19 protein-coding genes are annotated in these 23,315 nt (G+C 56.0%); 1 reads left to right on the forward strand and 18 read right to left on the reverse strand.

The window, feature by feature from the left end; translation table 11 throughout:
* Position 1 precedes the first annotated feature (1 nt).
* The 15 genes from MKY74_RS29480 to MKY74_RS29550 all read right to left on the reverse strand — a co-directional run bounded on the left by MKY74_RS29480 (position 2) and on the right by MKY74_RS29550 (position 18,563).
* A complete protein-coding gene (locus MKY74_RS29480) occupies positions 2-1,447 on the reverse strand; it encodes a glycosyltransferase family 4 protein (protein WP_076174131.1) in 1,446 nt (481 codons plus the stop codon).
* Between the two features lie 147 nt (positions 1,448-1,594).
* Positions 1,595-2,734, reverse strand: a complete 1,140-nt coding sequence (locus MKY74_RS29485; RefSeq protein ID WP_076174129.1) for a glycosyltransferase family protein — start codon at positions 2,732-2,734, stop codon at positions 1,595-1,597.
* Between the two features lie 32 nt (positions 2,735-2,766).
* On the reverse strand, positions 2,767-3,852 hold the full coding sequence (locus MKY74_RS29490) for a CgeB family protein (protein WP_373309633.1): 1,086 nt from the start codon (positions 3,850-3,852) through the stop codon (positions 2,767-2,769).
* A gap of 183 nt (positions 3,853-4,035) precedes the next feature.
* Positions 4,036-4,362: a hypothetical protein gene (locus MKY74_RS29495; RefSeq protein WP_076174127.1), complete on the reverse strand. Its 327-nt coding sequence runs from the start codon at positions 4,360-4,362 to the stop codon at positions 4,036-4,038.
* 3 nt (positions 4,363-4,365) lie between these two features.
* On the reverse strand, positions 4,366-4,665 hold the full coding sequence (locus MKY74_RS29500; RefSeq protein WP_076174124.1) for a hypothetical protein: 300 nt from the start codon (positions 4,663-4,665) through the stop codon (positions 4,366-4,368).
* Positions 4,662-5,018, reverse strand: a complete 357-nt coding sequence (locus tag MKY74_RS29505) for a restriction endonuclease subunit S (protein ID WP_076174457.1) — start codon at positions 5,016-5,018, stop codon at positions 4,662-4,664. The genes MKY74_RS29500 and MKY74_RS29505 overlap by 4 nt, the downstream gene beginning before the upstream one ends.
* A gap of 30 nt (positions 5,019-5,048) precedes the next feature.
* Positions 5,049-5,336 carry a nucleoside-diphosphate sugar epimerase gene (locus MKY74_RS29510; protein ID WP_076174121.1) on the reverse strand — a complete coding sequence of 96 codons (288 nt, stop codon included), beginning with the start codon at positions 5,334-5,336 and terminating at the stop codon, positions 5,049-5,051.
* 152 nt (positions 5,337-5,488) lie between these two features.
* On the reverse strand, positions 5,489-6,868 hold the full coding sequence (locus tag MKY74_RS29515; protein WP_076174119.1) for a glycosyltransferase family 2 protein: 1,380 nt from the start codon (positions 6,866-6,868) through the stop codon (positions 5,489-5,491).
* Positions 6,869-6,921: 53 nt separating this feature from the next.
* Positions 6,922-7,944, reverse strand: coding sequence for a GT-D fold domain-containing protein (locus tag MKY74_RS29520; RefSeq protein ID WP_244169397.1), 1,023 nt, complete (start codon positions 7,942-7,944; stop codon positions 6,922-6,924).
* Positions 7,945-8,006: 62 nt separating this feature from the next.
* A complete protein-coding gene (locus MKY74_RS29525; protein ID WP_076174117.1) occupies positions 8,007-8,738 on the reverse strand; it encodes a sugar phosphate nucleotidyltransferase in 732 nt (243 codons plus the stop codon).
* A 32-nt stretch (positions 8,739-8,770) separates the two neighbouring features.
* Positions 8,771-9,523: a glycosyltransferase family 2 protein gene (locus MKY74_RS29530; protein WP_084204105.1), complete on the reverse strand. Its 753-nt coding sequence runs from the start codon at positions 9,521-9,523 to the stop codon at positions 8,771-8,773.
* Complete coding sequence (locus MKY74_RS29535) at positions 9,523-10,641, reverse strand: glycosyltransferase (RefSeq protein ID WP_084204104.1); 1,119 nt, start codon at positions 10,639-10,641, stop codon at positions 9,523-9,525. Before MKY74_RS29535 ends, MKY74_RS29530 begins: the two co-directional genes overlap by 1 nt.
* A gap of 5 nt (positions 10,642-10,646) precedes the next feature.
* The gene (locus tag MKY74_RS29540; RefSeq protein WP_244169396.1) at positions 10,647-11,348 is read right to left on the reverse strand and encodes a glycosyltransferase family 2 protein; all 702 of its coding nucleotides are present in this window, start codon (positions 11,346-11,348) and stop codon (positions 10,647-10,649) included.
* On the reverse strand, positions 11,341-11,523 hold the full coding sequence (locus MKY74_RS29545; protein WP_167372914.1) for a hypothetical protein: 183 nt from the start codon (positions 11,521-11,523) through the stop codon (positions 11,341-11,343). The genes MKY74_RS29540 and MKY74_RS29545 overlap by 8 nt, the downstream gene beginning before the upstream one ends.
* 173 nt (positions 11,524-11,696) lie before the next feature.
* Entirely contained in the window at positions 11,697-18,563 is a 6,867-nt protein-coding gene (locus MKY74_RS29550) for a WIAG-tail domain (protein WP_341013456.1), read from the reverse strand.
* Between the two features lie 367 nt (positions 18,564-18,930).
* Between MKY74_RS29550 and MKY74_RS29555 the strand changes: the two genes are divergently transcribed.
* Positions 18,931-20,034 carry a YheC/YheD family endospore coat-associated protein gene (locus MKY74_RS29555; RefSeq protein ID WP_244169395.1) on the forward strand — a complete coding sequence of 368 codons (1,104 nt, stop codon included), beginning with the start codon at positions 18,931-18,933 and terminating at the stop codon, positions 20,032-20,034.
* Positions 20,035-20,225: 191 nt separating this feature from the next.
* On the opposite strand, the gene MKY74_RS29560 is transcribed toward MKY74_RS29555, so the two are convergent.
* The 3 genes from MKY74_RS29560 to MKY74_RS29570 are packed head-to-tail and all read right to left on the reverse strand — an operon-like array spanning position 20,226 to position 23,261.
* Entirely contained in the window at positions 20,226-21,038 is an 813-nt protein-coding gene (locus MKY74_RS29560; protein ID WP_076174109.1) for an energy-coupling factor transporter transmembrane component T family protein, read from the reverse strand.
* Entirely contained in the window at positions 21,035-22,657 is a 1,623-nt protein-coding gene (locus MKY74_RS29565; protein WP_244169394.1) for an ABC transporter ATP-binding protein, read from the reverse strand. The genes MKY74_RS29560 and MKY74_RS29565 overlap by 4 nt, the downstream gene beginning before the upstream one ends.
* A complete protein-coding gene (locus MKY74_RS29570) occupies positions 22,650-23,261 on the reverse strand; it encodes an ECF transporter S component (protein WP_076174107.1) in 612 nt (203 codons plus the stop codon). Before MKY74_RS29570 ends, MKY74_RS29565 begins: the two co-directional genes overlap by 8 nt.
* Positions 23,262-23,315: the final 54 nt, after the last annotated feature.

Below are 23,315 nucleotides of genomic sequence, written 5' to 3' on the forward strand. Positions count from 1 at the left end.
TCTATCGTTTCGCTGCCCTCCGTCGCCCGACGGATTTACGCTTCTTGCTCCTCGATCTTCGGAAGGTTTTTCCTCGCGCGGATCTTCGTGGCCTTTTCGCGAGCTTCTTCAACTTCCTTTTGCGGGTAATCCGTATATAATAGAATCTTCTTCGACTGGACCTCCGCACTTTGCGGGGGGCCTGTGCCTTGTCAACCGGGGGCTCCGCTTGTACCTGGGGTCCCTCCACCAGGAGGGGGGCTCGGTTTCCGGCTGTCAGCCAATGAGGATGGTATTCGCGCCATTGACTGATGATTTGATCCAGCCTCCATTGGTAGGCTTCAATTCCGTACAACGCCCTCGCCGCCGCTTCATTGTGTATGCCGATATTCTTCAAGGCATCCGGATCGCTCAGCAGCATGGCAACCTTATCGGCGAGCCCTTGGGCGTCCCCGACGGGTACCGCCAAATGTCCATTGCCTGTACTTTCCATCAGCTCACCGAGCCCCCCGGATGCAAAGGCCACAACCGGTTTTCCGCACAACATGCCTTCCAGCGCGGTCATGCCAAAACCCTCGGACACCATGCTCGGTACGACCAGAATGTCCATCGCGCTGTAAACCGACTGAACCGATTCCACGAACGGGATAAATTGGAATCTTGATCTATAACCCGAAAATCTGACATCCGCCAAACAGGCATCGTAATAACGGTGATCCGCAGCCCGGCCGATGATCACAAAACGGCAATCGGGATGGCCCGGGCATAGTGACAACGCCATACGAATAAACTCTCTAAGGCCCTTTTCCGGATGAATAAAAGCGGAAATGTAGCCGATGCACTTATGTTCCTCTTTTAGCCCGATCCCCTTTCGTTCGCTCTGCCTTACGAGATTACCAAAGGAGTGAAGCCGCTCGCTGTCCGTCGATGGAGGGAGCAGGCTGATCGGACTGCTAATTCGCCCGTAAAACACACGGGCGGCAGACTCCGAAATCGCAATGATCCAATCGCTGTAATTGTCTACAATGGTTAGCACTTCCGACGTGAATTCGTTCTCCTGAATCACCTCCGTCACTTTCCAAATGACGGGGATTCCCAGCTGTTTAGCGGCGAACGCGGGCAGCGCGTTGACGATCGTGTTCGTCAGCACCAAATCAGGCGCGGTCTCTCCGATGAGCCTGACGACAGAAGCATAATCGGGATGGCTGCGTAGCTCATCGGCATTCAGCGGCAGCCGGGAATCCGGAGTATACATCCCGTATAGCAAGGGAAAGGTCTGAATCATGACCACCGTTCCCTGCTTTCGGGCGTGGTCTGTCAGCTTACCTTCACCTGGAGCCACCAAGATGCAATTGAAATAAGACGCCATGCATCGGCAGAACAGGAGCAGCAGCTTCTCGGCTCCTGTAATGCTTTTGGTGTTGCTGACATGCGAGAACAGCATCAATTTGGGTTTAGTCATATCCATGTTTTAGGCCCACCTGCAAAAATCCGTACAGGGGTGCGAATCACACCTCCTTTCACCCAGATAATACAAGATATGAGAGGCGACACTTGCCGGCACTGACACATGCTACCCGTCATTCGTACAAAAAAGCCTCCAAACGTATAGAGACTACGGGTAAATGATCGTGAGCATCTCGTTCAGGCGTTTGCCGTACGTATGGTCTCTGAACGTTCTCTCCAAGGCATTCAAGGCGATCTGTCTGCGTTCTTCCTCGTGGGCAAGATAGTATTCAATTTTGTACAATAACTCCTCCGGTGAACTGTAAGTTTCGATCTCCACGCCAGGCGTATAAAATTTGGCCAGGTCGCTCCGGCTGTCGCTTAGCTGAAGCGTCGCGCAGGCGGCAATTTCAAAGGTGCGGGGGTTGGGGGAAGCTGCGGGAATTTTAATAGCGTTGTTGTTGACGGTATCGTCTTCATGGGATCGGTGCAGATTGATGACGATCTTGGAACCGTTATAAGCCTCCGCGGTCTCGGCCGGGCCCATCCATTTGTTGAGCTCGATGCGGTCCTGATAGGCTGTATATTGAGGCAGACGGTCCCACCAGATCCCGTTGAATACGGTATTATGCTGCATAAGCCGGTCGATGATCGGATCAAAAAAGCCGATGCGGTTCCAGTACGCCGAGCCGATAAAGCTGACATCCCGGCGAAGCGGAGATATATTCCTGGATGGCCGGTAGTATTCGGTGTGTGCAGCAAAAGGCAAATGATAGACATGCGTGCATCCCAACTGCTGATAAAAAGGTACGCAGTTGGACTCCAACGTGAAGATGTAGTCGTAATGTTTGACGTTCTCCGTCGTCATGTCGGTATAGTAGGGATCGTCCGTAAGCCAGACGGCCGTACGGATTCCAAGCTGCCGAATGATATCCATCATTTCGTTGTTTACGAACATGCCGTCCAAAGCGAGCACCAGATCTGGAGCCGCCTGCAAAACTGCTTCGACGGTGATCTGCCCCGGTTCGATAATAACCACCTCGGCGACCATCGTCCGGAGCGTGGAAGAGATGGCCTCGTCCAGCGGCGAATACGGGTACCCCTTGCCCGAAGCGATATACAAGACGCGAATTTGACGGAACGGGACGGATTCAGGCGGCCGGCTGGCGATCACGTCCGCACGGCCTCGCAAATAACCTTCGTCATATCCGCGGCGATAGCCGTCCTGTCGTCCCCTGGCTCTCGCTTGGGCGGAATCGTAACTCAGGGTCAGCTCAGGGACCCTTGAGGGCCATTTAACCTTCGACATATCGACACTCCCTTGTTTGATATTGTCCGGTGTCAGAACTGTTCCAGAAACGTTCTCATCCGGGAAATAAACGTATGCTCCTGCCGAGTCGTGTACAGCCCGCGGGCCGCCATGATTCTCCGCTCCTCTTCATGCTCCAGGTAATAGATGATCTTGTTTTTAAGTTCCTCAGTGGATGTATAGGTTTCGATGTCATAGCCTGGTCTGTAATAATTGGTGAGATCTTCGCGGATATCTGTGATCTGCATCGCTCCGCAAGCACTGATTTCATAGGTCCTGGGGTTGATCGATTTGCCGCTGATCCGATGACTGTTGCGGTTGTCCTGCCCCCATTCGTCGGGACGATGGATATTGATGACCACTTTCGCCCCATTGTAATAGCGGACTGTTTCCTCCGGCGGAATGAACCCAAGCTGTACCGAGCGGCCCAGCAAATCCTGCCGGGACAAGCGCTCCCAGAACCCCCCGGCAATCAACACTTTTTTATCCTTCAGAAACGGTGCCATTTCGTCAAAAATAGCGACACGGTTCCAAAAGGCATTGCCTATAAAGCAAATGTCGTACAGGTGCTCCGGTCCGCAGCGCAGAGGCTTGAACATGTCAGCGTTCACGGCCAGCGGCAAATAGTGGACTCTTTTGACTCCAAGAGCACTGTAAAAAGGTACGCATCCCAGCTCGTGGGTAAACACGACGTCGTACGCGGTGCATGCGGCCGCGGTATCCTCGCTAAAATAGGGATCATCGACAAACCAGACGGCCGTCTTGATCCCCATCGCGCGAACCCGCCGGATATCCTCCAAATGATTTTCGGGAAATACATGCAGTCCGTTCAATACGAGGATGAGATGCGGACGCTCCTTTTGAGCAAGCTCCAGCATCTTTGGAGCCTCTACGACGATACATTCTCTGACCAGGCTGCTAAGCGCGGCAGATATACCCTGATCAATGGCATGAAAGCCCTGCGGAATATAAAATACTTTCATGTCCCGGAAATAAGGCTCCGGAGCGGGTATCCGTTCCATGACAGCCTGACAGACACCAAGGCGCAAGCCGTCCTCGTAGCCCTGCAGGTAACTGGCGCTTGCCGCCGTTTCAGCCACATTTTCCACAGTCTTCACCCTGTCTGTCTTGAATTGTGAAAGAACAATATAAATATATGCGGAAGAGGCAATTGCATCATGGACGACTGCCTTCGCGCGGATAAATTGGCGGATGCCCTGCCGAAAAACGGCAAAAAGCCTTTCGCCCCATGGCTGTCCCATGGAGCGAAAGGCTTGACTGTGTCCCGTTCCCTCACGTTATTACTTGGATTGGTAGGCTAGCAAATGACCATCTTCATAGCCTTTGGCAAAACCCGCGTTAAACCCTTCATTGTAAGCTTCGTCAAATCCTTGGCTGTACGCCGAGTCCGGACTGGTATGAGGCTCTACACCTTGAGCCACAGGCACAGGCAGCACCGGCTTTACGACCCGTTTCCGTTTTCTGCGAATGCTTTTGATCCGATGCTTTCTTTTTTTGGGTAGCAGGTGCTTACGCCGCTTTTTCAACTTGATGACTCGCGCCTTACGGCTAAGCAGCAGGCGCTTCACGGATTTTGGCCTCCGATGACGTTTTTTCTTCGTTATCATCCGTTAATCCTCCTGTAATTCTCGGGTGACTGCGAAATGGGCGGATAGAGATGCGTTTAACCAGGGCGGCGCGGAATTCCCGCTTCGGGGCTGGCACAGGCTGATGCCCGTGAGCATCCGGCATAATGCGTCTTGATGCTGCGTCAGGAGCCGGATATTTTCAAGAAGTGCCCGGGCAGAGAGGTCCGACTCGGAAGAAATGTCGGCGATGCTCCCGAGAATCCGAGCCAGCGCCTTTTGGCTGAGCGCGATGGATTGAATCAGCTCCAGCTTCGTTTCTTGCTCACGAAGGAGCAAACTCATTTGCCCATGTCTCCGAGGCCGCCGTAATCACCGCCGCCAAACATGCCTTCACCACCACCACCACCGCCGCCGTACTCTTCTTCTTCCTGTACGAGCAATGCTTTCAAGTTGCTGCACAATCCATTCTCCATCTTCGTGAGCCCCTCCAAAAGCTCCACGATCTGACCGTGAATCTGCAGAGGCTCGCTCAGTTGATTTTCATGGCTTGCAAACGCATCCGAGTTCAAATGATTCAGCGTCCAGTTCCGCATTTTTTCGGCTTCGACCGCTTTGGCTTCCAGAATCATGGCGATGTTCCACTGGATTTTGGAGGCGGCGTCCAGCATATGCAAAAAGGCCTGTTCTCTGCTCATATCCAGCACTCCCTTACGTTTCTCCCGAAATTATTCCTCTTCATTGCTGCCCATCTCTTTCACCACATGATTCAACGTTTCCGCCAGCGCTTCCTGCAGGTCAGCAATGCTGCTAAGGTAAGAAATAATGCTCTTGTTGATCTGGCTGGAATTTTCAATCAACCCGCTCACACCGTCAAATTCCGGATGTTCATCGGGCAAATCATGAATAATCTGGGCCATCCGGACCGCCACTTGGCGCTCGGCATCCAGAACCCTGGCCATTTGCTGCTTGGAATGTGACATATGGGTGAGCATTTCGTCAATTTTGCTCTGCATTCCGGTCCCTCCCTGGTGATAGGTCACGCCTTCTGCGAATAGGCGGTCCGCCTGATCCGCATCTGCCTGCTATATCCTATGCCGTCATCCTGAAGTCAGTTACGCGATTGGGGGCAGCATCCGTTTTTTTCTCATCTTTTTTTAGAAAACCGTCAAAGCACGGGATTATCCAGGTGTGGGGGGGCGATGATCAGATCCCCTTCCGGCACAGAATTTAACCGCTCGAGCGGCCACACCGATCGTTTTCTCAACGCCATATGCCATCGTTCCAGGGTATGCAGCGATGCAAACGGCCTCATCGTTCCGCGGGACCATTGGTACACCCGTCCACCGGGGCCCTCCACCAGCTGACCGGCGCCGGCCTCCCCGGCCGATAAGGACTCATCCATTGCTGCCGAATCCAGCATTTCCCGGATCTGCTCGCTTGTCAGAGAATACTCACCGTCTGGAATTTGCCGGATATCTAACCTTGACAGCAGTACGGCTTCTGCACCCACTTGTTCCGCCCCGCCGCTAAGGGCGTACTTGCGCCCGTTCAGCAGAAAATACACAAGGCCAGACTGGTCCCGTACCAGTACATGTGACGGGTAAAAATCATGCCCGCTTCGCAATCCGGGAAACCGAGCCAGCGCGCCTTCCTTCATGTTTGTCACCCAAGCGTAAGGATTATCCCACTTATTCGTGTAATACAACTCGTTATGATGATGGACCGACTCAAACTGCTGGCCCAACTGTTTCATGCTTACGCTTCCGAAATGGTGGATAAACGAATCCCCGGCAATAAACAATTTCCGGCCGGTCAGCCGGAGCCGGATGATCCAGTCGTCGTCTTCATAGTTGCCGATCCGGTACCCCTCATCCAAATAACCGATGTGGTGCAAAACATCTCTGTGGAGCAGCAGGCAAAAGCCGACCAATCGGTCGGCTTCACGCCACTTCCCTTCGTCCGGCACATTATGACCGGCTGCAAATTCCCACATCTCCTTCACATCTTCGTAAGGAACCGGAATTTGCTGTTCGCCGCTAATATAGTTCGTCACAGGCCCCACGGCACCGATCTGAGGGTCGCTGTCCAGGCAGCGGAGCATGTGGGTCAGCCAATTCGGCGTGACGAGAATATCATTGTTCAGGATGACAACCGTTTCTCCCTTGGCCATCATGATGCCGTAATTGACGCCGCCGGCAAATCCGCGGTTCTGCTCCAGCCTTGCAAACCTGATTTTCCCGCCAAACGGCTTGAGGCAGGAGGCAATATCGTCCGTAGACGCATTGTCAACGACAATAATCTCATGCGGTTCCGGCGTATGGGCCTCGATGCTCCCTATACACTGGATCAGATATTCCGCCTGGTTATAGGTCGGAATGATGATGCTGGTGCCTTGAAACGGAATATGGAATGTGTCCCTTCCCTTTACCAGCCCTTCCGTGTACCCGCGTTCGTAACCCTCGTTATATCGGTCGCTTCCAGAGGATGAGGGAGGAGACTGCCGGATTGGCCGGCGGCCCCTTGCACTCCTGAACCGCTTTATCATTTCAATCCCTCCCCGTTTTGCACACATGATATTTCTCTCCGCTATACACCTTACTATCTGGCATAAGGAATCTCACCGGAAACGAGCTTATCCGCCAAATGTCCAAAATCCAGCGCAACTTTGCCCAGCTGGCTCGCGATACGCTCGCAGATCACGACCGCGGGAATGCCGCTGGCCACGAGAGCCAGGTCAAATTCGCATATGGCCGCCTCCTGCATCACCCTTGGAATGTCCGAAAATCCCCGCACCGGGCTGATTACACCGGCTATGGTCAGCGAAGCCGAAGCCAGCAGCGTATTCGCAAGCTCGGGAGCCCGGTTTCCGATCAGAAGCAGCCGTTTCCCCGGGAGAAGCTGCTGCAGCAGACCATGCTCATGCAGCGCATAATTCATCGTGGATGTCGTCAGTGTCAGGCTGCGGTAAGATAGCCCGTAATACCGGAGCACCGGGAACAAAAGGCCCTGGAACGTCGGCAGACGGGAATGCGGAATGCCGATGATCCCGGCCATGCGGAGCGAATCGGCCAGCATATCTCGTGCCTGCGGATCAGGCAGCTGCATTCCTGCTGTCGAGAGAAAGCGCCCCTTTTGTCGGACTTCCTCCAGCGGAAGCACGGTGTCATGGGCCAGGGCCAGCAATTCTCCGTCTCCCAGTCGGACAACCGACAGGGGCTGGCCAACGGCCAAGGCATGCGCCATGCGGCCATGGACCTCTTCGGGGCGCAATAGCTGGAGCCAATGTTCCCGGTATGCCGATACTCCCGCGGCGATTACCTCATTGGCACCTATATCCGGCAGTACCGTATACGGTGGAAGCTGGGAGGCGACTGTCTCCTCCACCCCTTCTGCATATCCGGCCTGGTAAGCAGCGTCCTGCACCTTTTGGATATCGATCGAGGGCTCCGTACTGGGTTCACTGGGCCTCTCTTGGGGAAGAGGATGCACCGCGAGGGGAGTAAGCCCCAGCAGGTTCGGATGCTTTATACCATTTCCCCGCTGGCCGTACTTGTGCTTTCTTTTCTCCTTTCGGTTCAGGGGAGCATGCCGCCGACGGAGTATTAAACGTCGCTTGGCCAATTTGACACGAAGAGCCCTCTTCCATGGAGGAATGAAGGCTCTGTTTCGGATCCGAGGGCGGCTCATGGGAGAATTCCCTTCATTTTTTTGCCAGCTTCTTGCAGAGATTCAAAGGTTCCCGCGTCGCCCCACCAATGCTGCAGGATATCGTACTCCAGCCGCCCGTCTGCCGCATAGACGTTGTTGACGTCGGTTATTTCGAGTTCTCCCCGGTCCGATGGACGGATCCCGGAAATGATATCGAACACGGAAGTGTCATACATATAAAAACCGGTGACGCTGTAAGAAGATTTAGGCTTCGCTGGCTTTTCTTCAATCCGGCTGATGAGCTCCGGGCGCGCCCGGTCAAACACCGGGACACCATACCTTCTGGCATCCTGAACCTGTTTCAGGAGAACCCGCGCCGTCCCGGCAGGCTGCTGCGCAAATTTATTTACATACGTGCTCAAATCATCCATAAACAGATTATCTCCAAGCAGAACGACGAATTTTTCGTCCTTCATAATAAAGCTTCTTCCTCGATCCAGTGCCTCGGCGATTCCTCCCGCAGACTCCTGAATCCGGTAGGTTAGCTGCACACCAAAATCCTGACCGCTTCCCAAAAATTCCGTATACAAACCTGCGGACTGTTTGCCCATGACAATAAGAATTTCCTTGATTCCTGCCTGACGCAATCTGTCGATGCCGTATACGATCATGGGATACTTTCCGACAGGTAGCAAATGCTTGTTGATCAGCCGGGTCAGCGGATACAATCGGGTACCTGTCCCGCCCGCCAAGATAATACCTCTCACTGCACCACTCCTCCTTCAGATATGCTGCCTGCTTACTCTATAAACTGGCGGGGATCAATCTGCCACTTCTCTATAAACAAGCGGTGATTCCGGTCAATCAGCTGTTGAATCTGTTCGGAGGATGCCTGTTTAAAGCTGGCGCTGCCCTGATGGTGAACGAGCGCATCCCCGCAAATCAGCAGATGAAAGCCGGCCAACCGAGCCCTGTAGCAGTAATCGTCATCCTCATAATGACCTGGTGAGAATGCTTCATCCAGAAATCCGATCCTGTTCAACACTTCCCGTTTTATAAGCAGACACATGCCGATAACCCGGTTCACTTCCACCCAGCGGGACGGATCTGGCTGATTGTTTCGGGCAGCTGTCAGCTGGAATTCTTCTGTATTGTTAAAAGAAACATCCACCTTTTGTCTACCCGAGGCTGCATTGGTAACAGGCCCGACCAAGCCGACATCCGGCCGGCTGTGCAGGGCGGCGAGCATATTGGATAACCAGTTCGTCGTAACCGTCACATCGTTGTTGAGCAGGAGCAGATCGTCCCCTCCGGCCGCCGCCAGACCGATGTTGCAGGCGACTGGAAACCCGCGGTTCACCGGAAGGGAGATAAATGGAATTCCCTCCTTGATGCAGTAGCCGTCGGTACCGTCAGTCGAGGCGTTGTCGACAACGATGATTTCGTACGGCGTATCGGTGTATTTGCGGATCGCCTCGATGCAAGGGACAAGCAGATGCAGGCCGTTATGCGTGGGGATGATAATGCTCGTCATTCGCTGATTCAGACTCATCAGGCATTCCTCCGCAAGGCGACTTCCGTCCGGGAGACTGTAGAAGACTGGGGCATCCAGCCGGCATCAATCAGCGCATGGAACGCTTCCGCATGGTCACCGATAATCAGGTCTGCCACCGCATTGCCGGTGCCCGTATTCCCGGGACGCTTCCGGTTTGCGCTGATCACGTCAACCGGCTGCACCAGCGCGAAGCGGTGCCCCTTCGCAAGGGCCAGGGCTTGGGCCTTGGGGGGAACCATCAACTGCTCGCTGCCGATATCATCAATCAAACGTCTTGCCAGTGCATGTGGAACGGCCGTTAGCGAATTTGCCCCCAGTTCCGGGTGCCCTAGCACCGTATTTAAAAAGCTTTTGCACCGCGTTACCTCATCCTGATGCATATATGGCGGCAAATACGGATTCAGGTCATTCAGCGCAGCGTCTATCCCTTCATCCACCTTATATATAAAAGGAGCCAATTCCTCGGCGGAGATCACGACATCCCCGTCCGTAAACAACACGATATCCGCCGAGGTCATGGCGGCCCCCATGCTCCGGCCCACGTCATGTCCGAGCCGGCCCGGAACATGGAGGATGCTGGCGATCCGGTGATTGCGTGCAGCCGAGTAGCTTTGATCCCGGCAGCCGTTCAGTACGACGATTACTTCCTGGAGCGGCAGCCGTTCCAATTGCTGAAGCACCTTGCCCAGCGTATCCTGTTCATTGCTGGCACAGACGACGGCTGCGGCCGTCCTTGCCAGCGGCAGCGGAATACGGTTGTCCTTTCGCCCGGAACCTTTAGCATAACCGTCGGCGTAGCTTTTTGACAGCCGGAGCATCGTACGAATACCCGGACGCTTCTTCACATATGCCGCGCACCAATCGGAAAACGCCCGCTGAAGCGGCGATTCATAGAGGAGAACATCCCCTTCTCCTTCTTCGGCGTCGGCTTTGCCTCCTGCAAGGAGTCCTGCCTGATAAGCGGCATCCGCCAGCTTGCCTTCCCCCGCCCGGTAGATTGACGGTAGGGCCGCACGGCTCCGCTTCGGAATGGTGCGCCTTTCCTGCCGCCGCTTCCTCCCGGCCCAGTTTATTCGAGACCGAGCCGTTACACTTCTTCTTGTTCTTCTTCTCATCAGGCTCACCTTCTCACCCGCTTTCGTTCCCGTCCCAGATCGCTTCGAAGCCCCCTCGGATCCGTTACCGACAAATACCACTTCACTGCCTGAATATGATCCGCAAGAACCACCTCCTGCAGTGGATCTTTTCCGTCCACTTTGGCTCTCCGCTTATTTAACCGTCCTACGGGTACTTCATGAACCGCTTCGACCACGAGCCCGGCGGTGACTGCCTTCGCTAAAGCAAGGGGAGGGACCGACAGGCATTCGGCTCCAAGCATGTCGACGGCGCGGCGGCTTAATGCATGCGGGACGGCGGTCAGAGAGGCTCCAAGCAGATCGGCGCGGCGCAGCATCGTATTTAGAACATGCTTGGCCTGAACGACCGGATGCGTCTGACGCCGGCGAACCGGGCCTCTATACCGGTTCAGCGCGACATCTACCCCGCCAATAACCGCCGTGACGAAGGGACGAAGCTGCCCGGCACCGATCGGCATGTCTCCGTCCAGGTACAGCATTACCTGACCCCGGGCGGCCTGCGTCCCTGCGCTTCTTCCCACATCATGCCCAAGCGGATGCTCATACCTCAGCACACGAGCCCCCGCAGACTCGGCCGCTTCTGCCGTTCGGTCGCGGCAGCCGTTGGCTACGACAATAACCTCGCAGGAAGGATGTACCCGCAGCGCTTCCCGGACCACGGCAGCGATCGTCTTCTGTTCATTCATCGCAGGGATGATCACCGATAAGACCGGAGGAAGGTCGGTATGGGGCATCCGCCTTGCCTGCGGCTTGGTTCGATGCCTGGTTCTTGACCATACGCCCGTCTTCGATGCTTGTCGGTACTTTCGGCGGGTTGGTCGATAGGTTCGACTGTATCTTATCCGCCTCATCATTCGACATATCCCTCCCTGTCATATCAGCACGTATCTCATCACATCCTATGCCATGGGGAATGCCGTGGAAGCGGCGTTTGTGCAATGTATTTAGGTATCGTTCACGGATTTCATCACGATACTTGCTGATGATCAAGAGCATAACAAAAAAGCGCGGGGACTCTGCCCCGCGCTGGTTACTTATTCCTTATCTTTATTCTCTTTTGGTTCTGCCTCAGTCCTGAACGCGCTTCGCTGCCTCATGCTGCGCTGTGCATAGCCCGTGGTTCCTTTTCCTGATGGAGAGACCGAGCCGATCGCGATCCAGGATAGGAAACCGAAGGTTTCCGGGCCCACCCGTCTTCTCACCACTTCGATAAAGGCGATATCTTCCCGCTGCGTGTTCAATACAGCATAGAAATCGGGATGATTGCACATCGCCACGATCACATAATGGGTGTTTGGATACGGTTCCGGCAGCGTCACCGGTACTTCAACCTGCAGCTGGCCTTCGCCGATCCGGAAAGAAGTGATGCCGTACTGTTGAAGGGCCGGCTGTCCCGAAGCACTCTGAACGGGTGCAAAAGCAAGCTGTTCACCGGTGACCGACCTAGCGGCGATGTGTCTGTTCTGGATCGCCCCGTTCTGGATATGGTCCGAATGGACCGCCCCGGATTGAAGATGCCATTCCTGGATGCTTCTCGCCTGAAGGTGAAGAGGCTGAATCGTTTCCGGCTGGATGTGGCTGCCGTCGATCGTGTTCGGGGCAATTTTATCGCCCGTAACGGCTTCATCTTCCAGCAGACCGGTGGTAACGGACTCCGGTGCCAGGTGATGCGCCTGAACGCTGCCCGGCTGCAGATGGTCCGAGGATACGGATTCAGGGGCCAGATGATCCGGACCGACCGCTCCCTCTGCAAGATGTTCACCTTGGATGAGGCCGGGCTGCAGGTGCCATTCCTGCACAATGCCGGACTGCAGATGGTGCGGCTGAATCGTTTCCGGCTGGATGTGGCTGCCTTCAATCGTGTTCGGGGCAATCTTTTCCCCCGTGACGGCTTCATCTTCCAGCAGACCGGTGGTGACGGACTCCGGCGCCAGGTGATGCGCCTGGACGCTGCCCGGCTGGAGGTGTTCCGAGGATACGGATTCAGAGGCCAGATGATCCGAACCGACCGCTCCTTCTGTAAGATGTTCGCCCTGAATGAGGCCAGGCTGCAGGTGCCATTCCTGCACAATGCCGGACTGCAGATGGTGCGGCTGAATCGATTCGGGCTGGATATGGCTGCCGTCAATTGTGTTCCGGGCAATTTTTTTCCCCGTGACGGCTTCATCTTCGAGCAGACCGGTGGTGACGGACTCCGGCGCTAGGTGATGCGGTTGTACGCTGCCCGGCTGCAGATGGTCCGAGGATACGGATTCAGGGGCCAGATGATCCGGACCGACCGCTCCCTCTCCCAGATGTTCGCCCTGAATGAGGCCGGGCTGCAGGTGGTACGGCCCGATGGATTCCGGCTGGATATGGCCGCCGTCGACCGCACGGGAAGCGATCTTATCCCCCGTTACAGCATCCTTTTCCAACGAATCGGCCGTGACGGACTCCGGCGCCAGGTGATGCGGTTGGATGCTGCCCGGCTGCAGATGGTCCGAGGATACGGATTCAGGGGCTAGATGATCCGGACCGACTGCTCCCTCTGCCAGATGTTCGCCCTGAATGAGGCCGGGCTGCAGGTGGTAAGGCCCGATGGATTCCGGCTGGATATGGCTGCCGTCAACCGTTTGGGAAGCAATCTTATCCCCTGTTACGGCTTCCTTCTTCAGTGATTCGGTCGTAACCGAATCCGCCGCCAGATGATGCGGCTGGATAAGGCCTGGCTGCAGATGCCATTCCTGAATCGTCTCAGCGTGAAGGTGGTACGGCTGGATCGACTCGGGCTGGATATGGCTGCCGTCGACCGCATGAGGAGCAATCTTGTCGCCCGTAACGGCCTCATCTTCCAACGATTCGGTCGTGACGGTATCCGGCGCAAGGTGATGCGGTTGGATGCTGCCTGGCTGCAGATGACCCGAGGTGACGGATCCGGACGCCAAATGCTCCGGGCCAACCCCTCCTTCTGCAAGATGTTCTCCGCGAATAAGGCCGGGTTGCAGATGGTAAGACCGGATCGATTTGGGCTGGATATGGCTGCCATCCAATGTATTAGAGGCAATCTTATCCCCAGTCACGGCATCATCTTCCAGTGAACCGGTCGTAACCGAATCCGGCGCAAGGTGATGCGGCTGGATGCTGCCCGACTGCAGATGATTCGAGGTGACGGAATCGGCCGCCAGATGATCCGGACCGATCGTACCTTCGGCAAGATGCTGGCCCTGGACGATACCCGGCTGCAGATGCCATTCCTGTACAATGCCGGACTGCAGATGGTGCGGCTGGATCGATTCCGGCTGAATATGGCTGCTGCCTACGGCGCGAGAAGCGATTTTATCTCCCGTGACGGCTTCATTCTTCAGAGCATCTGTCGTGACCGAATTCCGTGCCAGGTGATGCGGCTGGATGCTGCCCTGCTGCAGGTGATCCGAGGTGACGGATTCGGCTGCCAGATGTTCCGCGCCGACCGCTCCTTCTGCCAGATGTTCCCCATGAATGAGGCCGGGCTGCAGATGGGACGGCTGAACCGATTCCGGCTGAATATGGCTGCTGCCAACCGCGTTGGAAGCGATTTTATCCCCCGTCACTGCTTCGTCTTCGAGTGAATCCGTCATGACCGAATTCCGTGCCAGGTGGTGCGGCTGGATGCTGCCCTGCTGCAGGTGATCCGAGGTGACGGATTCAGCTGCCAGATGTTCCGCGCCGACCGCTCCCACTGCAAGATGTTCTTCATGAATGAGGCCGGGCTGCAGATGGGACGGCTGAATTGATTCCGGCTGGACATGGCTGCTGCTAACCGAGCCTGGAGCGATTTTATTCCCCGTAACGGCTTCGTCCTTCAGAGAATCAGTCGTTACGGAACTCCGATCCAGGTGATGCGGCTGGATGCTGCTCCGCTGCAGATGATCCGAGGTGACCGATTCGGGGGCCAGATGATCCGGACCGACGGCCCCTTCTGTAATATGCTGGCCCTGAATGAGTCCTGGCTGCAGATGCCAATCCTGGATGCTCTCGGCCTGAAGGTGAAGCGGGAGGATCGATTCCGGCTGGATGTGGACACTTCCTATCGCACCCGTGGCCAATTTAGCCGAGCTTACGGATCCATCCTTCAGCGCATGCTCGTGAACAGCCCCAAAGGCCAGGTGCTCCGCCGTTACGGCCCCTGTCTGGATGTGATGGCTTCCGATCGACGTGTCCGCCAGCTTATCGGCTGTGACCGCACCGGGATGCAGCGCTTCGGTATGCACCGAACTTGTGGCCAGATGCTGCATACCGACACTGCCTGCCTGCAGCTGTTCCTCTCCGACCGATTCGGGGGCTAAATGCCTGAAGTCCACCGCACCAGGGGCAATATGCTGCTTCTCCACGCTCTTTTCCTGAAGCTGAGCCGAGCCGATCGATTTCGCCTCGATATGGCGGGTTCCGATCGAATCCGGCGCGATCTTGTCACCGGTTACTGATCCGCCCTGGAGGGCAACTTCGGATACCGCATCCGGGGCAAGATGGCCGGATTGTATGCTGCCGTTCGTCAGATGGGCCGCTGTGACGGATGCCGGCGCTAACTGCTTAGAGCCTACAGCTTCTTCACCCAGGTGGCCGATGCGGATAATCCCCTCCTGAAGATGCTCAAAACCGATGGAGGCCGGTTTCAGATGAGCGCTGTCGACGGATGCCGGTGCCAGCTTGGAGGCGCCCACCGCACCATCCTGCAGTGCCTCCGAATATACGGCACCTTCAGCCAAATGCTGGGCTTTGATGCTGCCTGACTGAAGCTGCTCTTCTCCCACGGAATCCGGAGCAAGATGCCGGAAACCGACCGCCCCCGGAGCAAGATGCCGCTGCTGTACGCTTTTCTCATGGAGATGAATGGAGCGGACGGCATCCTGTTTGATATTGACGCTGCCGACCGATTCCGGTCCGAGCTTCGATGCGGTTATTGCGCCGTCCTTGATGGCTTCTGTGTTAACCGATAACTGACTCAAATGGCGTTCCTGGATCAATGCGGACTGCAGATGCCCTTCGCTGACCGAGCCGGGTGTGAGATGACGCTCGCCGACAATGCCTTCAGCTAAATGTCTTTCCTCGACAGTACGGTCTTGCAGATGCTCGCCGGAAACAGAACCGGCCTGGAGCTGATTCCCTCCGACTGAGCCTGCCGTGAGATGACGCTCACTGATGATATTATCAGCCAGATGCTTCTCTTCCACCGCTTGGTTCTGCAGGTGCACCCCGGATACGGAACCGTCCTGAAGCTGATTTCCGCCGATCGAACCGAACGTAAGGTGACGCTCACTGATGATATTGTCAGCCAGATGCTTCTCTTCCACCGCTTGGTTTTGCAGGTGTATTCCGGAGACAGAGTCGGCCTGAAGCTGGGTTCCTCCGACCGAACCGGCTGTAAGATGGCGCTCACTGATGATATTGTCAGCCAGATGCTTCTCTTCCACCGCTTGGTTTTGCAGGTGTATTCCGGAGACAGAGTCGGCCTGAAGCTGGGTTCCTCCGACCGAGCCGGCCGTAAGGTGGCGCTCACTGACGATACCTTCGGCCAGATGCTTCTCTTCTACTGAATGGTTTTGCAGGTGCGCTCCGGTGACGGAATCGGCCTGAAGCTGGGTTCCTCCGACCGAGCCGGCCGTTAGATGGCGCTCGCTGACGATGCCTTCAGCCAGATGCTTTTCTTCGACCGCTCCACTGTGCAAATGCACGCTGGAAACCGAGCCGGGCTGAAGCTGTACTCCGCCGACTGATTCTTCCGAGAGATGCCGCTGGGTTACCGCACCCACGTTGATCGAGCGGGAAGTGACGGCGTTGTCGGACAAATGCTCACTGCTTACGGACGCGGAGGCCAGCTTGGGGCTGCTCACACTCCCATCAGCCAGTTTGGCAGACGTCACCGCCAGATCCTGAATTTTGTCGGTCGCCACGCTTTCGGGTGAAAGCTTCAGGGAGGTGACCGCATGGTCTGCTAAGTGAGCCGGATAGATAATGCCGTGATTGAGATGACCGGATTGAACGCTTCCTGCTGAAAGCTTTTCTGCAGTTACCGCTTCATTCCTAATGATTGCGTTGTGTACGATTCCGGGCGTCAGATGATCTGCGTTCACCGAACCTTTGGCTATATGCTGGGTTGTGACGGCCTGATCCTGAATCGCGGACGCTCGCACGCTTTTGTCGGACAAATGCCGATCCTGAATCGAAGCTGGGCGGATATGCTCCGCGCTGATGCCGCCTTCGGCTATATTGCGGCCGCCGACCGCGCCGTCTGCCAGTATGCCGCTCGTCACGCTGCCGCCTGCGAGCTTTTCACCAATGACAGATTTGTTCTGCAGATGACGGGAAGCTACCGCTCCATCCGAGATATGCTGCTCGACAATGGCGCTGCGGGTAATGTGTCCCGTGGTGATCGACCCGTGTCTGACATGAGAGCCTTCCACGACGTTTGCCGCAATATGGCTGCCGTTAACAGCCCCCTGCTGAATGTGGGACGTCTGGATGGAATTCGGCGCAATCTGTGCTTTCTGGACGGCACCTTGTGCCAGATGCCGGGTCTGCACGGCTTCGTCTGCAATTTTCTGGGGCAGAATGCTTTGATCGGCAATTTTAGATGAGGTGACCGTCTGCTCGACAATATGCACCGTTCCGACCGACTGCTCTGCCAATTTGTTCGCCCCGACGCTGTGGTCGGCCAAGTGCGCTGCAGTGATCTCGCCGGGGGCGATATGCTTGCCGCGAATGGTCGCATCCGCCAAATGCGCGGACGTTACCGCAAAGGGTGCCAATATTGGTCCGGTCACGGCTCCATCCTGCAGATGTTGGGTGCCGACTGATTTTTTGGCGACATGCTCGCTTGACACGCTCCCCGTCGCGATTTGATTTCCGCCAACGGAGCCGTTCTGAAGAAGTTCCCCGGTCAGTGATCCTTCCCGTATATGAACGCTTTCGATGGAGCGCTCCTTCAGCTTGTCGCCCGTAATTTCGCCGGTCCGGATCTTCGAGCCGGTAACGGCGCCTTCGGCGAGTTTCGACGTGTCGATCACTTCATTGGTCAAATGCATGGACTGGATGCTGGCCCCAGCAATTTTGCTTGCCGTTACGGCTTGGTCTTGCAGCAGATCTGTGTTTACGACCAGATTGCTCAAATGGCGTGACGTGATGGAACCGTCGGCGATTTTGGTGGAATCGATCACCTGGTCGCCCAGCTTGGCGGATGTAATGCTTCCGTCACGGATTTTTTCCCCGCTGATGGAGCGATCCCGAATTTTGCTGCCGCTGATCGCGCCGTCGGTCAGATGCTCCTCCAAAATGGACTCAGAGGCAATTTTGGAGGAGACCACGGAGCCGTCGGCTAAGTGAATATGAGAAACAGCATAATCGGCAATGGCCTCGCTGCCTACCGAGCCGGGCTGAAGTCTGGACGAGTCAATGGCCCGGAGCGCAATTTTGGACGTCGTGACCGAACCATCGCTCAGATCATCCGTATAAATGATTGGCTCCGGGGAGTTCGGCATCCTTTTTTCTTCAATGATCTCCTCCAGCTCCTCACGGTCCCGAACCGGCACCGTCTCCTCAGGTATAGCTTCTTCAATAACAGGCTCCTCGGGTACCGCTTCCTCGGATACCGCCTCCTCCTCGGGCTCTTCTATTGCCTCAGGCTTGCTCTCTGCAGTGTCCTCCATTTGGTGCTCTTGTATCGGTTCAACTGTGTCCAAAGTCGTTGTTTGCTGGACTTCTTCCTTTTCAAGGACTGCATCAGGGGCAATGGATCGGATTTCCGCATATGAATCAAGTTGGTTTGTCTTTGGCGCCGTTACTTTGCTTTTACGGATCAGTTCCAACTCCTGAATTTCAGGATTATCCACGAAATAGAGGTTCTTGTTCGGTTGTTTAACCGTCCGGCTTTTATTTTTCTTCTTCAAAAGACCTCGCTCCTTCCTGACCGGATGCATCTTGGGCATCATATGCGAACAAATAGGCCGTTGTCACTGATTTCCCGGTTTTTGTAACGATTTTGAACTAGCCAATCGGATGAGTGCTTCCGGCAGAACAGTCCGGGAGGACGGGATCACAAATATTCAGGGATAAAAGGTTGAAGTTCGGGGGATGATCGAGGGACATCCTGAGGGACATGAGTGTCACCTGCCCACCAATAACTACTCTGTGCATTCATCCTTTCACCGTTTGAGAAAATAGGCGGCACGTTACGGACAAAGACCCTTGCTTATAGCAATCTATGGCATAGGATATATAAAAAGTGGGATGACGGAATGCCAGGGAGGGATGAACGTGTGGATTTCTGATGTTGGAATTCTGCTGAATGCAGCGGTGCACCGGGGAATTCCCGGCGGAAAGACGGGAGCGGAATCCCTCGTCAATTATGAAGAGGCGGCCCGGATGTTCGGCTTAAGGCCGTGCTATATGAAACTACAGGATATCGATATTGAACGCCATGAATGTTCGGCGTTTGTTCTGAGAGAGGGAAAATACGTTTACACCAGGCTTCCGCTGCCAAGGGTCATTCATAACCGGGCCATCTACTTTGACGGGCGGTCAAAAAATAGAATTCAACGTCTTATAGACGGCGGATATATGATATTCAACGCCCACAATCGGTACGGGAAAGATGAAATTCATCACTTGCTCGAAAGTAACCCGCTGCTTTCGCAGCATCTTCCCGATACGACGATCGCCGCCCCTTCCTCTGTCCAGGAAATGATGCGGCGATATCGTGATCTGATATTAAAGCCTTGCGTCGGCAGCGTCGGCAGAGGAATTATGCGCCTTCACGCCCACGGCCAGCACTGGTATCTTACTTATGCCCGAACCGGGCGATCCCTGGGATGGACGACGGTTCGCTTGAATAGACAACAACTTCCGGGCATCCTGCTGCGCCGGATCTCCCAGGCGCCCTTCCTTGTCCAGGAACGCATCGCACTGGCGGAATATAAACAGCGGCCTTATGACCTTCGCGTCTCCATCCAGCGAGGCATTAGCGGCAGCTGGAGCCTGACGGGAATGTACGCCAAAGTCGCCGCATCCCGAATGTTCGTCTCCAATGTCGCTCAAGGCGGCAAGGCCTTCCCGGCCGAACGAATTCTCGCCGAAAGCCTGCCGGGGTTATCTGCGGACAGAATCTCGGATAGCGTACATCAGCTCGCCTTCGGCGTGGTCCGGCAGCTGGAGCAGCATTTGCCTTTTGCGGCGGACCTTGGCCTGGATATCGGCGTCACGAAGGGCGGCAAGCCGTATTTTATTGAATGCAACGGACGGGATCAGCGTTACGGCTTCCGAAACGCCAATATGCCCCAATATTGGAAAAAAACCTATCGTGAGCCCATGGCCTATGCCCGGTACCTGGTAAATCGGCAGCACGCCGGCATAGGACTTTGAGCACGGATCCCGGGTTAGTCTGCCATAAATTGTGCGCAACCTCCGGAAATCCGGTAAAGCAGGTAAAAACGCAGAACGGGAAACCGGGAAAACAACGGATGCCGGACAAAAAGATGCTTAAACGAAAGACCGAAAATGCGTCATGCTGCTTTTTCGGTCTGTTCTGCATCGGCTAATAGCTATCATACGGCTTAACCTTGTCCATGGTACCTGACATCTTCGATGCCGAACCAGGGAACGGCAGCGGCCGCATAGTACGCAGCCGTTAGGGCAATGACGAACATGAGAACCGCCAGCCCGTCATACCTGCTGAAAGCCGACGGATAATAGTACGTTCTGCGCCCCGACCCGCTGAACTGCTTCGCTTCCATCGCCACGGCAACGCGGTGCGCCCGGCGGATGCTCTGCGACAGCAGCGGCACCGCATACAGCCGGACATGCTGAAGGAGGCCACTCGGCCCCCGGCCTGTCCGTACGCCGCGGATCCGCAGCGCCTGCCTGCGGATGAGAAACTCCTCCCATACGATGGACAGCAGCCGGATCGACGCCATGAAGCTGTATGCGAATTTCGGGGGAAGGCGAAAATTTTGCATCAGCGAATAGAACAACTTGACGGACGGCGTGGTCATGACGAAGAGCAGTCCTTCTGCCGCAAAGGCAATCGCCCGGAATCCCAGGTGCAGCCCGCGGTAGAAGCTTTCCTCGGATACGCGGAACAGCCCCCACTGCCACCAGACGTGATCCCCTTTCCCGAAAAGGATCATCGTCAGGGATGAAGAGACGAATACGAGGCTGAAGGAGAGAACGAGCAGCCCCACCTTCCATGCCGGATAACCGCTGAGCAGAAACAGGAGGGCGATGTAGACCGCTGCCTGATAGACGGCAAAATCAATGCTTCGCGTCTGAATCGTAACGATAAACAACATGATCAGCACGGCGAGCTTCAGCGAGGGATTCGCCCGGTGCAGCCAGGTATGACGGCTCGGAGTCAAAAACCGGTTCATCCGCTCACCTCCTCCTGCGCATCCGAAGCTGCGCCTTCTCCCTCAAGCCTCCGCCTCCCGGACTTTATCGCCGTCAGGCTTCCGCCTTGGATTTCCCATACCTGGGTAGCGGCCAGCTCAGCGATTTCTCGCTCATGCGTCACCATAACGATCGCCGTGCCGCTGCGGCGAAGCGCTTCGCAGTATTCCAGGATGGCAAAGGCGTTGCGGGCATCCTGCCCGAACGTCGGTTCATCCAGCAGCAGCACCGCCTGGCGGCGGACCGCCGCGGTGGCAACGCTCAGCCTGCGTTTCTGTCCGGTCGAGAGCTGATACGGATGCCGGTTCTCCAAGCCGTGCAAATGAAACGTCTTCAGGCAGTCTTCGGCTTTACGCTCCACCTCAGCCCGCGACATGCCGCCCTGCATGTGAAGGGAAAAGGCCGTCTCCTCCAGTACTGTCTGGGCCACAAACTGAAACTCCGGGTTCTGAAACACGAACCCGATCCGGTCCGAAGGGCAGGTCCGCTTCCTGCCCCTTCCCTTCAGCAGCCTGCCTTCCAGCACGTAGCTGCCGGCTGTCGGAAGAAGCTGCATCAGGCTCAGCAGCAAGGAGCTTTTCCCCGCCCCGTTAGGACCCACAACAGCGACAAAATCGCCGGCATATACCTCCGCCTCTTCCACCATAATCGCCGGCGCATCTCCGCGGAGACCGACAAACCCCCGCAAGGAGAGGACCGGCGCCGCCAAGTCCGCACCTTGCTGCGGGGATTGCACCAGGCCGCTGTTCCATGTATCCCGGTGACGGATATAATCCTCCCAAACGCCGGGATACCAAATGCCATTTTCCTGAAGGGTCCGGCGGTACGCCGTGAAGATTTCGGCCGGCTTGCCGTCGGCCAGAATGCTTCCGTCCGGCGCGAACAGAACGATCCGATCGACCCAGTTCACGATTTCTTCGATCCGGTGCTCGACGATCAGCACGGTCCGTCCGGCCGATACACCGCGAACCGCCTCCCAAATTTGCTGTCTCCCCTCGGGGTCCAGCAGCGCCGAGGGCTCATCCAGCAGGAGCACTTCCGGTTCCAGCAGAAGGACCGAAGCGAGCGCGAGCCGCTGCTTCATCCCCAGGGACAGCCGTTCAATCGGAGTGTGCAGCTCTTCGAGGTCCAGGCCGACCCGTCCGAGCGCCTCCCGCATCCGCGGCACCATATCCTCCCTGGCTACTTGGCGGTTCTCCAGCACAAACGCCAGCTCCTCATCGACATACGGCATGCAGAACTGGGTATCCGGGTCCTGAAATACATACCCGCACGAGCGGGGCTTCCGAATGTCCGCATATTTGAGCGGAACGTCAATGACCGCCGGAATCAACCCGCCGAGCACCTGCAGCAGCGTCGATTTCCCGCATCCGCTTGGGCCGAGCAGAAGCACCTTTTCCCCGGCCGGCACGGACAGGGAAACATCCTTGAACACGAACGCCTTCTCACCCGGAAACTTCAGGCGCAGGTCCGTTACCGAAACGGCAATTTGCCCGCTCCCTTGATCCGTCCCTTGATCCGTCCTTTGATCCGCTCCTTGACCCGTCTCATGCACTGCCGAATGCTGCATCGTCGCGATACCCCGGTTAGTCTCAGTCATGATCGAGCGCTTCATAATCCTTGGCTGTCACCGGCCGGAGCAGCTGGGTTACTCCGGTTGCTTCCAAAGCTTTGGTCAGGGCATACGCCAGGTACCCTGCGAGTACCGCCGAGCTGATTAACCGCATCACGTACTTCAACACGATCATCCATGTCGAATAGTCCGTGACGTAGCCGTAGTACACATCCACCAGGAATGATCCCAATCCCGAAGCCATGCCGGCCAGCGCCGCTACCCCCATGGAGAATTTGCGGTAACGGAACAGGGCGAAGATCAGCTCCGCGGCTAGACCTTGCGCCACGCCGTAAATCGCCAGCTGAAGGCCCCATTCACTGCCGAACAGAATTTCTACGTGAGCCGCGGCAACCTCGGCCAGGAGGGCTACGCCCGGTTTGCGGATCAGCAGCGCGGCAAGCGTCGAAGCGAGGAACCACATGCCGTACATCAGCTCATCCGCTTGGAAAAACAGCGGCTTGAACAAGTCGTTCACCGAACCCCAAAAATGGTACACCACCCCGATCACGAGGGATAGCAGAATCGTCACGAGCAGGTCGCTTAGCTTCAGCCCCTTCGGCCGATCCATCTGCATCGTACTGCTGTTCATTTGACAACATCCTTTCTTTTTCCAAAATTGGGCAATAAAAAAACCCCCTGGATA

Source organism: Paenibacillus sp. FSL R5-0378, assembly GCF_038009285.1.
Taxonomy (GTDB): domain Bacteria; phylum Bacillota; class Bacilli; order Paenibacillales; family Paenibacillaceae; genus Paenibacillus_AQ; species Paenibacillus_AQ favisporus.

What these genes read in the sequence shown, in the direction of transcription:
- MKY74_RS29480 (WP_076174131.1), bottom strand. Translation starts at nt 1,447, where the DNA reads ATGGATATGACTAAACCCAAATTGATGCTGTTCTCGCATGTCAGCAAC.
- MKY74_RS29485 (WP_076174129.1), bottom strand. Translation starts at nt 2,734, where the DNA reads ATGTCGAAGGTTAAATGGCCCTCAAGGGTCCCTGAGCTGACCCTGAGT.
- MKY74_RS29495 (WP_076174127.1), bottom strand. Translation starts at nt 4,362, where the DNA reads ATGATAACGAAGAAAAAACGTCATCGGAGGCCAAAATCCGTGAAGCGC.
- MKY74_RS29500 (WP_076174124.1), bottom strand. Translation starts at nt 4,665, where the DNA reads ATGAGTTTGCTCCTTCGTGAGCAAGAAACGAAGCTGGAGCTGATTCAA.
- MKY74_RS29505 (WP_076174457.1), bottom strand. Translation starts at nt 5,018, where the DNA reads ATGAGCAGAGAACAGGCCTTTTTGCATATGCTGGACGCCGCCTCCAAA.
- MKY74_RS29510 (WP_076174121.1), bottom strand. Translation starts at nt 5,336, where the DNA reads ATGCAGAGCAAAATTGACGAAATGCTCACCCATATGTCACATTCCAAG.
- MKY74_RS29515 (WP_076174119.1), bottom strand. Translation starts at nt 6,868, where the DNA reads ATGATAAAGCGGTTCAGGAGTGCAAGGGGCCGCCGGCCAATCCGGCAG.
- MKY74_RS29530 (WP_084204105.1), bottom strand. Translation starts at nt 9,523, where the DNA reads ATGAGTCTGAATCAGCGAATGACGAGCATTATCATCCCCACGCATAAC.
- MKY74_RS29535 (WP_084204104.1), bottom strand. Translation starts at nt 10,641, where the DNA reads ATGAGAAGAAGAACAAGAAGAAGTGTAACGGCTCGGTCTCGAATAAAC.
- MKY74_RS29540 (WP_244169396.1), bottom strand. Translation starts at nt 11,348, where the DNA reads ATGAATGAACAGAAGACGATCGCTGCCGTGGTCCGGGAAGCGCTGCGG.
- MKY74_RS29545 (WP_167372914.1), bottom strand. Translation starts at nt 11,523, where the DNA reads ATGTCGAATGATGAGGCGGATAAGATACAGTCGAACCTATCGACCAAC.
- MKY74_RS29560 (WP_076174109.1), bottom strand. Translation starts at nt 21,038, where the DNA reads ATGAACCGGTTTTTGACTCCGAGCCGTCATACCTGGCTGCACCGGGCG.
- MKY74_RS29565 (WP_244169394.1), bottom strand. Translation starts at nt 22,657, where the DNA reads ATGACTGAGACTAACCGGGGTATCGCGACGATGCAGCATTCGGCAGTG.
- MKY74_RS29570 (WP_076174107.1), bottom strand. Translation starts at nt 23,261, where the DNA reads ATGAACAGCAGTACGATGCAGATGGATCGGCCGAAGGGGCTGAAGCTA.